Annotated in this window: 13 protein-coding genes; 4 read left to right on the top strand and 9 right to left on the bottom strand. The window is 71.5% G+C overall.

Going from position 1 to position 14,237, the window contains the following annotated elements:
- Positions 1-134: 134 nt before the first annotated feature.
- From AC07RV_RS02565 to AC07RV_RS02590, 6 genes are all read right to left on the bottom strand, one after another.
- A complete protein-coding gene (locus AC07RV_RS02565; protein WP_296782162.1) occupies positions 135-1,142 on the bottom strand; it encodes a FecR family protein in 1,008 nt (335 codons plus the stop codon).
- Positions 1,143-1,186: 44 nt separating this feature from the next.
- A complete protein-coding gene (locus tag AC07RV_RS02570; protein WP_093349976.1) occupies positions 1,187-1,696 on the bottom strand; it encodes an RNA polymerase sigma factor in 510 nt (169 codons plus the stop codon).
- A 2-nt stretch (positions 1,697-1,698) separates the two neighbouring features.
- Entirely contained in the window at positions 1,699-2,346 is a 648-nt protein-coding gene (locus AC07RV_RS02575; RefSeq protein ID WP_296782164.1) for a TonB C-terminal domain-containing protein, read from the bottom strand.
- Positions 2,347-2,494: 148 nt separating this feature from the next.
- A complete protein-coding gene (locus AC07RV_RS02580) occupies positions 2,495-3,286 on the bottom strand; it encodes an exodeoxyribonuclease III (protein ID WP_296782165.1) in 792 nt (263 codons plus the stop codon).
- A gap of 66 nt (positions 3,287-3,352) precedes the next feature.
- Entirely contained in the window at positions 3,353-4,069 is a 717-nt protein-coding gene (locus AC07RV_RS02585) for an SDR family oxidoreductase (protein ID WP_296782166.1), read from the bottom strand.
- 33 nt (positions 4,070-4,102) lie between these two features.
- Complete coding sequence (locus AC07RV_RS02590; RefSeq protein ID WP_366929009.1) at positions 4,103-4,453, bottom strand: GNAT family N-acetyltransferase; 351 nt, start codon at positions 4,451-4,453, stop codon at positions 4,103-4,105.
- A gap of 31 nt (positions 4,454-4,484) precedes the next feature.
- On the opposite strand from AC07RV_RS02590, the gene AC07RV_RS02595 reads away from it, so the two are divergent.
- The 4 genes from AC07RV_RS02595 to AC07RV_RS02610 all read left to right on the top strand — a co-directional run bounded on the left by AC07RV_RS02595 (position 4,485) and on the right by AC07RV_RS02610 (position 9,461).
- Entirely contained in the window at positions 4,485-4,805 is a 321-nt protein-coding gene (locus tag AC07RV_RS02595) for a hypothetical protein (RefSeq protein ID WP_366929010.1), read from the top strand.
- A gap of 65 nt (positions 4,806-4,870) precedes the next feature.
- Complete coding sequence (locus AC07RV_RS02600) at positions 4,871-5,833, top strand: GlxA family transcriptional regulator (RefSeq protein ID WP_296782514.1); 963 nt, start codon at positions 4,871-4,873, stop codon at positions 5,831-5,833.
- 452 nt (positions 5,834-6,285) lie between these two features.
- Positions 6,286-8,652 carry a TonB-dependent receptor gene (locus AC07RV_RS02605; protein ID WP_296782168.1) on the top strand — a complete coding sequence of 789 codons (2,367 nt, stop codon included), beginning with the start codon at positions 6,286-6,288 and terminating at the stop codon, positions 8,650-8,652.
- A 29-nt stretch (positions 8,653-8,681) separates the two neighbouring features.
- The gene (locus AC07RV_RS02610; RefSeq protein WP_444814431.1) at positions 8,682-9,461 is read left to right on the top strand and encodes a tetratricopeptide repeat protein; all 780 of its coding nucleotides are present in this window, start codon (positions 8,682-8,684) and stop codon (positions 9,459-9,461) included.
- A gap of 18 nt (positions 9,462-9,479) precedes the next feature.
- On the opposite strand, the gene AC07RV_RS02615 is transcribed toward AC07RV_RS02610, so the two are convergent.
- The 3 genes from AC07RV_RS02615 to AC07RV_RS02625 all read right to left on the bottom strand — a co-directional run bounded on the left by AC07RV_RS02615 (position 9,480) and on the right by AC07RV_RS02625 (position 14,237).
- Positions 9,480-10,811 (bottom strand): PepSY-associated TM helix domain-containing protein, encoded by a 1,332-nt coding sequence (locus AC07RV_RS02615; protein WP_296782170.1) that lies wholly within the window; start codon positions 10,809-10,811, stop codon positions 9,480-9,482.
- Entirely contained in the window at positions 10,805-13,291 is a 2,487-nt protein-coding gene (locus AC07RV_RS02620; RefSeq protein ID WP_296782172.1) for a TonB-dependent siderophore receptor, read from the bottom strand. Before AC07RV_RS02620 ends, AC07RV_RS02615 begins: the two co-directional genes overlap by 7 nt.
- Before the next feature lie 94 nt (positions 13,292-13,385).
- Entirely contained in the window at positions 13,386-14,237 is an 852-nt protein-coding gene (locus AC07RV_RS02625; RefSeq protein ID WP_296782174.1) for a FecR family protein, read from the bottom strand.

Here is a 14,237-nt window from a genome sequence, read left to right on the forward strand (position 1 = left end):
CAATGAGTGAAGTCGTCGTGTGGTGCCGCCCTTCGCATCGCGACGGGCCGTCCTTGCAAGACACGGGAGGGCGGTGGAATCCGCCAACTTTTTTCTTCTCTCTTTTTCGCGCGCTCTTTTCTTGCGCGGCCGGCTCAGCTCAAGACCAGCAATCCACCGGGCAACGAACGCGCCTGCAGGTCGAACGAGTGCTGGATCTGCAGCAGCGCCTCGTCGAGCACCGCGATCGAGAAGCGCCCGCTGACCGGGTCGTCGCGCCGCGAGGCCGCCAGCAGCACCACGCGGCCGGGCCGGTAGCGGTTGATCTCGTCCACCACGCGCGCCAGCGGCGTCTGCCGGAACACCAGCTCGCCGCGGCGCCAGGCCGACAGGTCGGCCGGCTCGATCGCGCGCACGCCGCTGATGGCCTGCGCGTCGTACACCAGCTGCTGGCGCGCCTGCAGCTGCCGCGTGCCCGCGGGATGCTCGAGGCGCACCGTGCCTTCGAGGCAGCTGAGGCAGGCCTTGCCCTGCAGGTAGCTGAGCTCGAAGCGGCCCGGTCCGTCGCCGCCCGCCAGCGCGCGGCCCGCGCCCGCGCTCACGACGAAGGGGGCGCCGCCTTCGGCCGGCAGGTCGATCGCGGCCTCGCCCGCGATCAGCTCGAGGCCTTCGGCCTGGCGGCGCACGCTGGTCTGCGTATTCAGCGTGACGCGCACCTGCCGCGCCAGCAGGAGCTCCCGCTGCTCGCCGGTCGCGGTGCGCTCGTCGGCGCGCCATTCGCCGGCCGCGGGCCACAGGCCCAGCGGCGGATGCACGACCGCCACCACGCCGGCCGCGACCGCCGCGCCGGCGGCCGCGCCGAGAAAGGCCCGGCGGCCCGGTTGGGCCGAGGCGCCATGGCGCAGCCGCTCGTGGCGCGCGGCGAACTTCGGATCGGTACGCAGCAGGCCGCCGAGCGCGAGCCGCATCGAGGCCCACTGGCGCCTGGCCTCGTCGAAGGCGGCCGCGTGCGCGGGGCTGGTGCGCTGCCAGCGCTGGAAGGCCTGCACGTCCATCTGCGTGGGCTCGGCACCCGCCAGCCGGCTCAACCAGATGCGCGCCTCCTCGCGCAGCGCCTCGGCGGCTGCGGCGGGATCGTCGATCGGTGCGGAGGGTGTCTTCATGGTGTCACTGGTGCAAGACAGTTGGCGGGGCGCGAATCCGCCAACTATTTTTTCTTTCCCATCTGGGCGGCGCAGAAATCCTGCGCGCGCTTGAGTTCGTGCTCGACGGTGTGCAGCGAGATGCCCAGGCGCTGCGCCACCTCCTTCTGCGGCAGGCCTTCCCAGCGCACGAGCAGCAGCACGTCGCGGCGCCGCTGCGGCATGCGCGCGATGATCTTCTGCAGCGCCTCCATCTCGGAGCGCGACTCGGCGATCTGCTCGGGGCCGGGCGCCGCGTCGGGCACCTCGAGCAGCGCGTCGACCTCGCTGCGCGGCACCACGCGGCTCTGGCTGCGCAGGTCGTTGATCGCGATGTTCACGGCCATGCGCATCAGGAAGGCGCGCGGATTCACGATCGGCGCCTGGTCCTCGAGCCGCCGCAGGCGCAGCCAGGTGTCCTGCAGCGCGTCGCCCGCGAGGTCGTCGTTGCCCAGCACGCGCGTCAGCCGGCGCTTGAGGTCGCCATAGCGCTGCGACAGGAAGTCGAGCAGCAGCAGCCGGACTTCTTCCGACATCGTCAGTGCTTCCCGGCGGTGCAGGCCGGGGTTCCGCCCTGCTCGGGCAGGATCAGCATCGTCACCGGCTGCGGCATCTGCGGCGGTGGCGCGCGGCCGATGCGCACGCGCTCGAGCGCCTCGACCAGCAGCAGGTCGCGCCGCGCATCGCCGCTGCCGCCGAGCAGCTGCGCGCGCTGCACGCGGCCGGCCGCATCGATGCGAAAGCGCAGCAGCGAGCGGTAGCCGCCCTGCGCGGTCAGCGGGGCGGCGCACAGCGCCTCCCAGACCCGCGCCTGGATCAGGCTGTCGTAGTTCTCCTGGCCCGCGCGCGGGGCGGCGGCGACAGGGGCCGAGGGCGGCGGGCCTGCGGGCTTGAGCACCAGCGCGGCGACGCGGCCCGCGCTGACTTCCTCCGCCTCGAGACCCGTGCCCTGCAGCAGCGCCTGCAGCGCGGCCAGCGGCGCGAGGCGCCCGCGCACGGCGGAGGACGTGCGCCCGGCCACCAGCGTGCTGCTGAAGAGCGCGGCGCGGCCCGTGAGGTCGGCGAAGCGGTCGAGCGCCAGCGCGAGCGGCTGCGCGGGCAGGTCGAACTCGAAGGACGGCGCCTCGATGGCATCGGGCGCGGCGGCGAGCGGCGGCGCCACGGCCGGCTCAGCGGCGGCCAGCATCGGCGCCGCGAGCCCGCAGAGCATCCAGAGGGCGGCGCGCCGGCAGCGCGAACGACGCGCACGATCGGAAGAGGAGTCGCATCGGTGCGGCAAAGACGGGGCGCCTTGTGAGAACCGCGCATGCTCGCACCGGCCGGTGACGGTTTTGTTACTGGCGTGACGACGCGGGCAGGTCGAGTTCGATCCAGGCCGGCGCGTGGTCGCTCGCGCCGGGGCGGCCGCGCACGTCGCGGTCCACGCCGGCATCGCGCAGCAGCGGCGCGAGTTCGGCGTTCAGCAGCAGGTGGTCGATGCGCAGGCCGGCGTCGCGCGGGAAGCGGTTGCGCCAGTAGGTCCAGAAGGTGAAGGGCGCGCGTTCGGGATGGCGCGCGCGAATCGCGTCGGTCCAGCCCTGCTTCAGCAGGCACGCGTAGGCGGCGCGGCTCTCGGGCTGCAGCAGCGCGTCGTCGCGCCACGAGGCGGGGTTGTAGATGTCGGCGTCGGTGGGCACGACGTTGTAGTCGCCCGCGAGCACCACGGGCAGGCCGCTCGCGAACAGCTTCTTCGCATGCTTGTGGAAGGCCTCGAACCACTGGAGCTTGTAGTCGAACTTCGGCCCGGGCTGCGGATTGCCGTTGGGCAGGTAGAGGCAGCCGACCAGCACGCCGTCGACCACGGCCTCGAGGTAGCGGCTCTGCGGGTCGTCCTCCATGCCCGGCAGGCCGCGCCCGGTTTCGATCGGCTCGCGCCCGCGCGCGAGGATGGCCACGCCGTTCCAGGCGGGCTGGCCGTGCGCGACCACGCCGTAGCCCGCGCGCCGGATCGCCGCGAGCGGCAGCTTGGCGTCGGGCGACTTGAGTTCCTGCAGGCAGGCCACGTCGGGCTTCGATTCGGCGAGCCATTCGAGCAGCCGGTCGAGCCGGCTGTGGATGCCGTTGACGTTGAAGGTGGCGATCTTCATGAAGCCATCTTCCGGCGCATGCCGGCGCTTCGCGCGTCGGACAACGCGTCCTCCTGCCCACAGAAATCACCCGGCCATGACGTCCCGCAGGTAGATGCCCTGCGACAGCGCGCCCTTGACCTGGCGCGTGCCCTCGTCGACCAGCACCTCCTCCTGGCCGGCCTCGATGGCCGCGTACGACTGGCGCACCACGTCCTCGGGCGAGGCCTTGGGCACCTCGAGCGCGCGCACCATGTCGGTATCGATCGGGCCGGCATGGAAGCCCACCACCTGCGTGCCCCGCGCGCGCAGCTCGTGGCGCAGGCCGTTGGTCAGCGCCCAGGCCGCGGCCTTGCTCACGCCGTAGGCGCCGATCATCGGCGTGTTGGCCCAACTGAAGAGCGACAGCAGGTTGAGCATCGCGCCGCCGCCGTTGCGGCCCAGCACGCCCGCGAAGGCGCGGCTCATGTGCAGCATGCCGAAGAGGTTGGTCTCGAGCTGCTCGCGCAGGACGGCCACGGGGTCGGTCTCGGCGTCACCGCCGACGAAGCCGCCGAGCCGGCCGATGCCCGCGTTGTTGATCAGCAGCGTCACGTCGCGGCAATCGGCCGCGGCCTGGGCAACCTGCGCGGGATCGCGCACGTCGAGCCGGATCGGCAGCACGCCCAGCAGCGGGATCTGCGAGGGCTCGCGCGCGGCGGCATAGACCTTGGCGGCGCCGAGCGCCAGCGCCTGGCGGGCGAATTCGAGGCCGAGGCCCCGGTTGGCGCCCGTCACGAATACGACGGAACCTTGGATCTTCATGGTGTTTCCTTGTGCGCCGCAGCGCGGGGTGAGTCAAACGGTGGCCAGGGCGATCTGGTGCAGGAAGAGGGTGCGGCGATGGCGAAAGCCGAGCCGCTCGTAGAGCGCGATCGCATTCGCGTTGTCGCTGAGCACGTGCAGGAAGGCGGTCTCGCCGCGCGCCTCGATGCGCGCGCGCAGCAGGTTCACGAGGCCGGCGGCCAGGCCGCGTCCGCGCCAGGCGTCGTCGACACAGACCGCGCTGATCTCGGCGTGGCCGTCGAAGCGCATGCGCTCGCCGGCCATGGCCACGAGCAGGCCCTGGTCGCGGACGCCGAGGTAGTCGCCCATCTCGAGCGTGCGCGGGCCGAAGGGGCCGGGTGCGGGCGACGAGGGCCAGGGCATCGGGCACGTCGGAGGCGTTCAACGGCGTGGCTTGCAGCTGCGCCGCGCGGCCCGTGCCGGGCTGCAGCGCGACCATCTGGAGGACCTGGCCCAGCAGCCTGGCTTGCAGGCCGTCGATGCCCGCGACCGGCGCGAGCGTGGGCACCATGACGCGATCGTCCGGGCCCAGCAGCGCACGCAGCGCCTCGAAGGCGGCCGGGCTTTCCTCGACCAGCCCCGCGAACGGCGCGACCTCGGGGTGGTAGCGGCGGGCCAGGGCGTTGCCGTGGCCCAGGTGGGCCTGCAGGCCGACCAGCGCGGTCCAGGCCGAACGGTCCAGGGGGGAGTCGATGGGCGATGTCATGGTCCCTAGCGTAGGCGGGCCTTCCCAATGGCGCCATGGTCGTAAATGACAATATTGGTATCATTCGCGCCATGATGAAGCTCGCGATCCTGGCGCTCGATGGCGTGTTCGACACCGGCCTGAGCGTGTTCCTCGACCTGTTCTCCGCGGCCAACGAGGTGGCGGCCGAGCAGGGCGCGGCGCGGCCGCCCTTCGAGCTGCGCGTGGTCGGCGTGCGCCAGCGCATCCGCACCGCGCATGGCCTGACCATGGGGGTGGACCCCGCGGACGAAATGCGCCAGCCCGACTGGGTGCTGGTGCCCGCGCTCAACACCAAGCAGCCCGCGCGCCTGGTCGAGGCGCTGGGCCGGCGCGACGTGCGCGATGCCATGGCCATGCTGCGCAGCTGGCATGCCCAGGGCAGCGGCGTGGGCGGCGCCTGCATCGCGAGCTTCCTGCTGGCCGAGACCGGCCTGCTCGACGGCCAGGAGGCCACCACCATGTGGCCGCTGGCGCCGCTGTTCCGCGAGCGCTATCCGCGGGTGCGGCTCGACGAGTCGCGCATGGTGGTCGCCTCGGGCCGCGTGGTCACGGCGGGCGCGGCGATGGGGCATCTCGACCTCGCGCTGTGGCTGATGCGCCAGGCGAGTCCCGAGACCGCCGCGCTGGTGTCGCGCCTGATGCTGGTCGACAAGCGGCCCTCGCAGGCGCAGTACATCATTCCCGACCACCTCGCGCATGCCGATCCGCTGATCGAGCGCTTCGAGCGCTGGGCCCGCGAACGCCTCGCGCGCGGCTTCTCGCTGCACGACGCCGCGGACGCGCTCGCGGTCAGCCCGCGCACCTTGCAGCGGCGCATGGAGGCCGTGCTCGGCAAGTCGCCGCTGGCCTTCTTCCAGGACCTGCGCGTCGAGCATGCGCAGCACCTGGTCTCGATCGGCCAGGGCCTCGAGGAGATCGCGAGCGAGGTCGGCTATGCCGATGCCGCGACCGTGCGCAGCCTGCTGCGGCGCAAGCTGGGGCGCGGGGTGCGGGAGCTGCGTTCGGCGCTGGCTTAGGGCGCGGTCGTCGATGCGCGGATTGCCGTTCGCGCATGCCGATGTCGCCATGGAGACTCGGTCCGCAATGCATTCGAATTGGCGCGCCAATGCCAGGGGCATTGCCATTTCTATTTCCGTTGCTCAACGCATTGGCGAAATAGCGATGTCCCGCTCGACAAATGCGACGTCCTCGAGGGCATTCGGCGCTCTGCATCACCGCAATTCGACGCATGAGCGGGCGCACGCAGCACGTGTTTTATTCGTAATGAGATAAGTTCTCATTCGAATTCATCGCGTCGTCAGACGGCAACAAGTTCTGCAAACCAAAGGTAAAGATGCCGTAAATCGATAGTGCGAGTCATTATCATTTGCGGATACTTTGTTACGCCGATGTCACCTCCAGTGCACAGCCGCGTGACCGCCGGCGCCGCGCGCCGGCAGCGCTTTCACCTCGACAAATCACTCACAACATGACCTACATCAGAAGCCGCAAGCACTCGACTTCGCGCTATCTCAACGCGCACGCCGCCACCAGGACCGCCGCCACCCTGGTCGCGCTCGGATCGGTCGGCGCGGCGCATGCGCAGGGCGCGCTGAAGGAGGTGCAGGTCGATGCGGCGCCCGACTACAAGGTGGAGCAGTCCTCGTCCTCGAAGCAGACCGCGCCGCTGCTCGACACGCCCAAGTCCGTCACCGTCATTCCGCAGGAAGTGATGACGCAGATCAACGCGACGACGCTGACCGAAGCGCTGCGCACCACGCCCGGCATCACCTTCGGCGCCGGGGAGGGCGGCAACCCGGTCGGCGACCGGCCGTTCCTGCGCGGCTACGACAGCCAGGCCAGCACCTTCGTCGACGGCCTGCGCGACATCGCGCCGAGCACGCGCGAGGTCTTCAACCTCGAGTCGGTGGAAGTGGTCAAGGGACCGGACTCGACCTCGGGCGGACGTGGCGGCGCCGGCGGCACGATCAACCTCTACACCAAGGCACCGAAGCAGGAGAACTTCTTCCTCGGCTCGGTCGGACTGGGCAGCGACAAGTACCACCGCGAGACGATCGACTGGAACCGCAGCTTCGGCGAGAACGGCGCCTTCCGCCTGAACCTCATGGACTTCGGCGCCGACGTCGCGGGCCGCAACGGCCCGAGCAACAAGCGCTTCGGCATCGCGCCCTCGATCAGCTGGGGCCTGGGCACGCCCACGCGCGTGACGCTGTCGCTGTTCCACATGCGCACCGACGACGTGCCCGACGGCGGCATTCCCTACTACCTGCCCGCGAGCTTCCCGCGCTTCGGCGTGGTCGAGCTCCAGCCGACCTACGGCTTCGACCGCAAGAACTGGTACGGCGTCGAGGGCCGCGACTTCCGCAAGGACAAGTCCGACTCGGTCACCTTGCAGGTCGAACACGACATCTCGCCCGAGATGAAGCTGCGCAACATCACGCGCTTCACCAAGAGCAGCATGGACTACATCTGGACCCAGCCCGACGACAGCCAGGGCAACGTGGCGCGCGGCCTGGTGTGGCGCCGCTTCAACGGCAGCATGCGCGACATCGACACCTTCGCCAACGCCACCGAGCTCAGCGGCAAGCTACAGACCGGCAGCGTCAAGCACAGCTACGTCACGGGCCTGGAGCTGTCGCGCGAGCGCGCCGACAACGACAGCTACACCCAGGTCAACCGCGCCTACACGGCGCAGCAGAAGTGCCCGGGCGGCGCCGGCGTGGGCTCGAGCTTCGTCTGCACGAGCCTTTACTACCCCACGTCCAGCGATCCGTGGCTGGGCACCTTCGTGCCCAACGGCAACCCGACCAGCTACCGCACCGACACCGCGTCGCTCTACGGCTTCGACAGCATCGAGCTGTCGCCGCAGTGGATCGTCAACGCGGGCCTGCGCCTGGACAGCTACAAGACGCAGCAGACCAACCCCTATCCCAGCACCACCGCCACCGGCGGCATGGCGCTGCCGGTGCTCACCAGCGGCATCCGCACGAAGTTCGAGCGCAACGACACGCTGCTGAACTACCAGTTCGGCGTGGTCTACAAGCCCGCCAGCAACGGCAGCATCTACGCCTCGATCGGAACCTCCTCCACGCCGGGCGGCAACAGCCTGGGCCAGGGCTCGGAGAGCCAGGCCCTCAGCGGCACCGTGGGCGGCGTGGCCAACACCGCGATCGACCTGAAGCCCGAGAAGAACCGCAGCATCGAGCTCGGCACCAAGTGGGACCTGCTGGAGCGCAAGCTGTCGCTGACCGGCGCGATCTTCCAGATCGAGACCACCAACGCGCGCATCACCAACCCGACCGACGGCACCGTGTCGCTGGCCGGGGACAAGCAGGTGCGCGGCTTCGAGCTCGGCTTCTCGGGCAACATCACGCACCAGCTCTCGGTCTTCGGCGGCTACACCCTGCTCGACAGCAAGGGCAAGAACCTCGGCCAGAGCAGCACCACCGACGCCAACGGCCGCACGGTCTACGTACCCAACGCCGGCACGGGCCAGCCCTTCCCGAACACGCCGAAGCACAGCGCGAGCATCTGGGCGACCTACAAGCCCACCTCCGACTGGACCTTCGGCCTGGGCGCCTTCTACCAGAGCGAGGTCTACGGCGGCTTCGCCTGGGCGGCCGGCACGGGCGGCGCCACGCTGATCAAGCGCAGCATTCCGGGCTACACCCGCATCGACGCGATGGCCGGCTACCGCGTGAACAAGAGCTTCAACCTGCAGCTCAACGTGCAGAACCTGACCGACCGCATCTACTACAACACGGCCTACTCGACGCACTACGCGAACATCGCACCGGGCCGCTCGGTGACGCTGACGGGCAACTTCTCGTTCTGATCGACGAAGCGCTTGATGCGACGACGAGCGTGAGCAGCGAAGGCGCATCCCCCGCGTTCGTGTTCCCCAACGCGAGCGCGCTCAACACCCTGACGCGCGCGCAGTGGGACGCGCTGCTCGCCGGCCCGCCCGAGCGCGCCGCGACCTGGCTGTCGGCGGCTGCCCATGCGGGGCATGCCGAAGCGCAGGCAGTGCTCGGGCAATGGCTGCTCGGTGGCCGCGGCGTGGCGCGCAACGAGGCCTCGGCCTTCGCCTGGTTCCAGCGCGCGGCCGAGCAGCGCCATCCGATGGCGGCCAACATGCTCGGACGCTGCTTCGAGCATGGCTGGGGCACCGCGCCCGATCCGCAGCGCGCGGCGAGCGCCTACCGCGCGAGCGCCGAGCTCGGCCTCGACTGGGGCATGTACAACCTCGCCAACCTGCTGGCGACGGGGCGCGGCATCGCGCTGGACCACGCCGCGGCCTTCGACTGGTACCGGCGCGCGGCGGCGCTCGGGCATGCGCGTTCGATGAACATGCTCGGCCGCTACCACGAGGACGGCCTCGTCGTGCCGCGGGACCGGGACTGGGCCCGCGCGCTCTATCGGGCGTCGGCCGAGGCCGGCGACTTTCGCGGGTGCTGCAGCCACGCGAGCATGCTGGCCGAGCAGGGCGAGATCGACACGGCAGTGCGCTGGTTCGAACGCATTCCGGACACCGCGCCGAAGCACTACCTGGCCGCGGTCGTTCAGCGGCTGCGGGCCTCGCCGCTGGCGGCGCTCAGGGAGGTCGCGGACCGCCTGGAGGCCCAGGCGGCGGCGCGCACCTGAAAACGGCCCCGCGGTCCGCTACCTGCGCAGCCCGCGCAGCACGAACCAGAAGACCACCGCGAGCGGGATCGCCAACGCGAGGTCGGCCGCCCACTTGAGCGCCGCGTCGGTCGTGACGCAGGCCACGCCGAGCCCCGCGCAGATGCACAGCGCGAGCAGCTTCGGCATGCGCCAGGTCGAGGGGCTGCCTTCGGTGGCGGCCTCGGACTCGCCGCGCGGACGCGATGGCGGCACCTCCGCGACGCGACGCCGCCGTACGGCCCACAGGTACAGGCCGCTCACCAGCACGGCGATCGCGAGCAGGTCCAGCACCAGCCACATCCACTTCATCGGCAGCCCGCCGTAGTCGCCGAAGTGCAGCGGCTGCGAGACGAACAGCGCCTTCACGTACCACGGCATCTCGCGGATGTCGCTCAAGGTCCCGGTGGCCGCGTCGACCAGCGCGGGCTTGAGGATGCGCATCGACAGCGGCGTGGCACCGCGCAGGTAGACGCCGAAGTGATGCGGCGTGGCGAAGTTCGTGCCCGGCAGGAACACCGACTGCACCTCCATGCCCGGCGCCGCGGCGCGCGCGGTGGCGACGGCGGCATCGATCGAGCCGATCCGCCCGGGCGGCGGCAGGCCACGGTAGGGCCCGGTCATCTGCGGCAGCACCTCGGCGCGCCAGTGCGCGGCGATCGGGTCGTGCAGCGTGTTGATCGCGCCGGTGGTGCCCACCACCAGCAACCAGGCCGCGATGCCGATGCCGACCAGGTTGTGCAGGTCGAGCCAGCGCGCGCGCCGGCCGGCACGCACGGTGCCGAAGCGCAGCTTGCGCATGAAGGGCCCGTAGACCACGACGCCCGAGACCACCGAGGCCACCAGCAGCAGGCCCATGGCGCCGAGCAGCAGCGCGCCCGGCAGGCCCGCGAGCAGGTTCTTGTGCAGCTCGAGCACGGTGTCCATGAAGCCGCCGGTGCGCGGCGGCGGCAACTGCAGCAAGGTGCCGTCGCGCAGGTCGAAGGTGTGGCGGCGCAGTTGCGCGAACGGCGCCTGCGGATCGGGGCCGGTGGCGATCACGACCGTGGGCGGTTCGGTGGAACCCGGCGCGGGGCGCGAGAAGCCGAGCGACACCGCCACGTGGCCGGGATGCGCCGCGAGCGCGCGCGCCACCAGCGCATCGAGCGCGGGCGCGACGGCGTCGGCGGCCGGCTGCTGGCGCGCGGGCGGCGGGTCGAGCCAGTCCTCGATCTCGTCGTGAAAGATCAGCGGCAGCCCGGTGACGCAGGTCAGCAGCAGCAGGGTGGTCGCGATCAGGCTGGTCCAGCGGTGTACCGCGGACCACAGCCGAAGCCGGGCCTGGCTCACCATTGGTAGCTCAGCGAGGCGATCACCGTGCGGCGGTTGCCCAGGGTGCAGCCCGAGGTGGTGTTGCAGGTGGAGATGTAGTAGCGGTCGGCGAGGTTCGAGGCCGTGAGGCTCAGGCGCGCGCCGCGCAGCGAGGGGCTGGCGCGGCCCAGGTCGTAGCGCAGGCCGATGTCGACCAGCGTGTAGGCCGGCATGCGGTAGAGGTTGCTGGCGTCGAAGGTGGCGCCGATGCGGCGCACGCCGGCCGACAGGCCCAGGCCCGCGAGGGCGCCGCGCTGCAGTTCGTAGTCGAGCCACAGCGAGCCCTGGTGGTCGGGCGTGCCGTAGAGCCGCGCGCCCACTTCCGAGGGCGTGTTGCTGCGCGTGATGCGGTGGTGCAGCCAGGCGTAGGCGGCCGTGAGGTTCAGGCCCGGGATCAGCTCGGTCTTGGCCTCGAGCTCGAGGCCGCGCACGCGCACCTCGCCGGTCTGCACGTTGAAGCCGGTGTTCGCGAGGTCGGGCGTGACGCGGTTCTGCTCGGTGAGCTCGAAGGCCGAGGCGGTGAACAGGCCGATGCCGCTGGCCGGCTGGTACTTGAGGCCGGCCTCGACCTGCTTGCCGGTGGTGGGCTGGAAGGGCACGCCGCCGAAGCTGCTGCCCGACACCGGCTGGAACGAGGTCGCATAGCTCACATAGGGCGCGATGCCGTTGTCGAACAGGTAGCCCAGGCCGATGCGGCCGGTGGTCTTGCTGTCGCTCTGCTGCGTGGCGGTGCTGGCGCGCCGGTTCACGGTGCGGGTCTTGGCATCGTCGTGCCGCAGGCCCAGCGTGGCGATCCAGCCGCCCAGACGCATCTGGTCCTGGAAGTACAGGCCGGTCTGTTCGAGCCGCGACGTGGTGTTGCTGAGGTTGAAGCCGGGGTCGACGATCGGCTGCCCGTAGACCGGCGCATAGACGTCGAGGCTGGGCGCGGCGCGGCGGCCGAAATCGAAGTCGCCGATCTCGCGGCGGTGGTCGATGCCGATCAGGGCATCGTGGCGCACGGAGCCAGTGTCGAAGCGCAGCGCGAGCTGGTTGTCGATGCTGAAGGTGCTGGCATTGGCCGCGGTGTTGGCGGCGGTGCGACGCAAGGTACGCTGGTCGGGCAGCAGGCCGCCGGTCTGCAGGATGGTGATGGCGCGGCCCTCGAACTCGGTGCGCGCGGCGCGCATGTTCTGGCGGAAGCTCACGGTGTCGCTGAAGCGGTGCTCGAAGCTGTAGCCGAGCCAGCTCTGGTCGCGGCTGAGGCGGTCGAAGTCCGGTTCGCCCGCGTAGCGCTCGAACGGCAGGCGGCCGTTGATGTTGGGCCGCAGCGTGCCCTGGATCGGCAGGTAGTTGAACAGCGTGTGGGCGTTGCGCTCGGTCTGGTGGTAGGCCTGCAGCGTGAAGCTGGTGCGCGCGTCGGGCTGCCAGGTGATGGAGGGCGCGATCAGCCGGCGGTCGTTGTCGACGAAGTCGACCTGCGTGCCCGCCTCGCGCGCCAGCGCCACCAGCCGGTAGCGCAGCGTGCCCTCGGCGTTGAGCGGGCCGCTGAGGTCGGCCGCGACCTGCTTGCGCCCGAAGCTGCCGGCCTGCAGCTCGATCTCGCGCTGCGGCGTCTCGGTCGGGCGCTTGCTCACCATGTTCACGATGCCGCCGGGGCCGCTCTGGCCATAGAGGCCCGACGACGGCCCCTTGAGCACCTCGACGCGCTCGAGCACGTAGGGATCGACCACCGCGCTCGCGAAGCCGCTGCCGGCGGCGCCGTAGGGCAGTTGCACGCCGTCGAGGTAGAGGTCGGGACGGAAGCCGCGCACCTGGGTGTAGATGTCGAACTGCGAGGTGGCGCCGAAGGTCTCCGACAGCACGCCGGCCGTGTAGCGCAGGGTCTGGCCGAGGTTCTGCGCGCCCTGGGCGTCGATCTCGCGCGCGGTCACGACGTTGACGGTCTGCGGCACCTCGAGCAGCGGCGTGTCGGACTTGGTCGCGGTGGCGCTGCGCGTGGCGGCGAAGCGCACGGGCGGGCCCAGCGGGTTCTCGCGGCCGGCATCGGCCGTGACGCGGATCTCGGGCAGCGCGGCACCGGCACCGGCGGCGGCCGCGGGCGAGGCCGGCTCGACGGTGAAGGCCTGGCCGCCCTGCGGCCGCGCCGACAGGCCCGTGCCCTGCAGCAGCCGGTCGAGCGCCTCCTGCGCGCTGAAGCTGCCGCGCAGCGCGGGCGCATTGCGCCCTTGCGTCAGCGAGGAGGCGAACAGCACCTGCACGCCGGTCAGGCGCGCGAGCTCGTTGAGCGAGCGCTCGAGCGGGGCGGCCGGCAGGTCGAGCGCATGGCGCACGGCCTGCGCCTGCGCCATGCAGGCGACCAGCGCGCAGGCCGAGGCCAGCGCGGCACGGCGCGGGAAGGGGCCGCGCAGTTGCAGCGGCAGGACGATCTGGTGCCGGGTCTGGCGAAGAAGCCCGGCAATGCGGGCGGTAGGGCGGCTCACGGGGTCGGTTCCTTCGGAAAGTGATGGGCTCTCTGAAGGTCTGTCGGATCCGGCCGCGGCCAACCCTACCTCGCGGCGAAGAAATTTTCCGAGCTCAGCGCGCCCGCACCTCGACCGTGCCGTCGGGCAGGCGCGCGACCTGCACCGGCAGGATGCGCGGCAGCAGCTCGAGCGCGCGGTCGGTCTGGGCGCTGTCGAAGGTGCCCGAGAGCGCGAGATCGCCGATCGGGCGCGCCGGGTCCTCGCGCAGCCGCACCGGTTCGCGCCGGTAGCGCTGCATCTCGGCCAGTGCCTGCGACAGCGGCGTGCGGCTGAAGACCAGCCGGCCCTGTTGCCAGCCGCCCTCGGCATCGATGTCGACCGGCTGCGCCGCGGCGGGCTGGCCGTTGCCGCTGTCGTTGCCGACGCGCAGCGCGCGGCCCGGCGTCACCAGCGCGGCCTGCGCCTCGCCGGCGCGCCGCACCTCGACCTTGCCCTCGTACACCACCACCTGCACCTCGGCCGGATCGCGGCGCACGTCGAACACCGTGCCCACCACGCGCACCTGGGCCCGGCCCGCGTCGACCTCGAAGGGCCGCACCACGGCCTTGGCGACGGCGAAGCGCGCGCGCCCCTGGCGCAGCTCGACGCGGCGGCTGCGCAGGTGCCACGACACCGCGAGCTCGGTGCCGGTGTCGAGCGTCAGGCGGGAGCCGTCGGTCAGCTCGACCTGGCGGCGCTCGCCGACGGCGCTGGCGAACTGCTCGTGGCGGTAGGCCGGGTCGAGCACCCAGAGGCAGGCCAGCATGGCGAAGACCAGCGCCAGCGCCGCGCCCACCGTGCGTCCGGTGCGCCGCGGCGCGGCCTTGGCGCGCGCCGGCGGCAGCGGGAACAGGGCCTTGAGCGTGTCGCGGCCGGCGTCGAGCGCCTCGTCGAGCGCGGCGCCGCCGGGGGGCGCGAGCGGCAC

The organism is Variovorax sp. GW821-FHT09B01 (genome assembly GCF_059418345.1).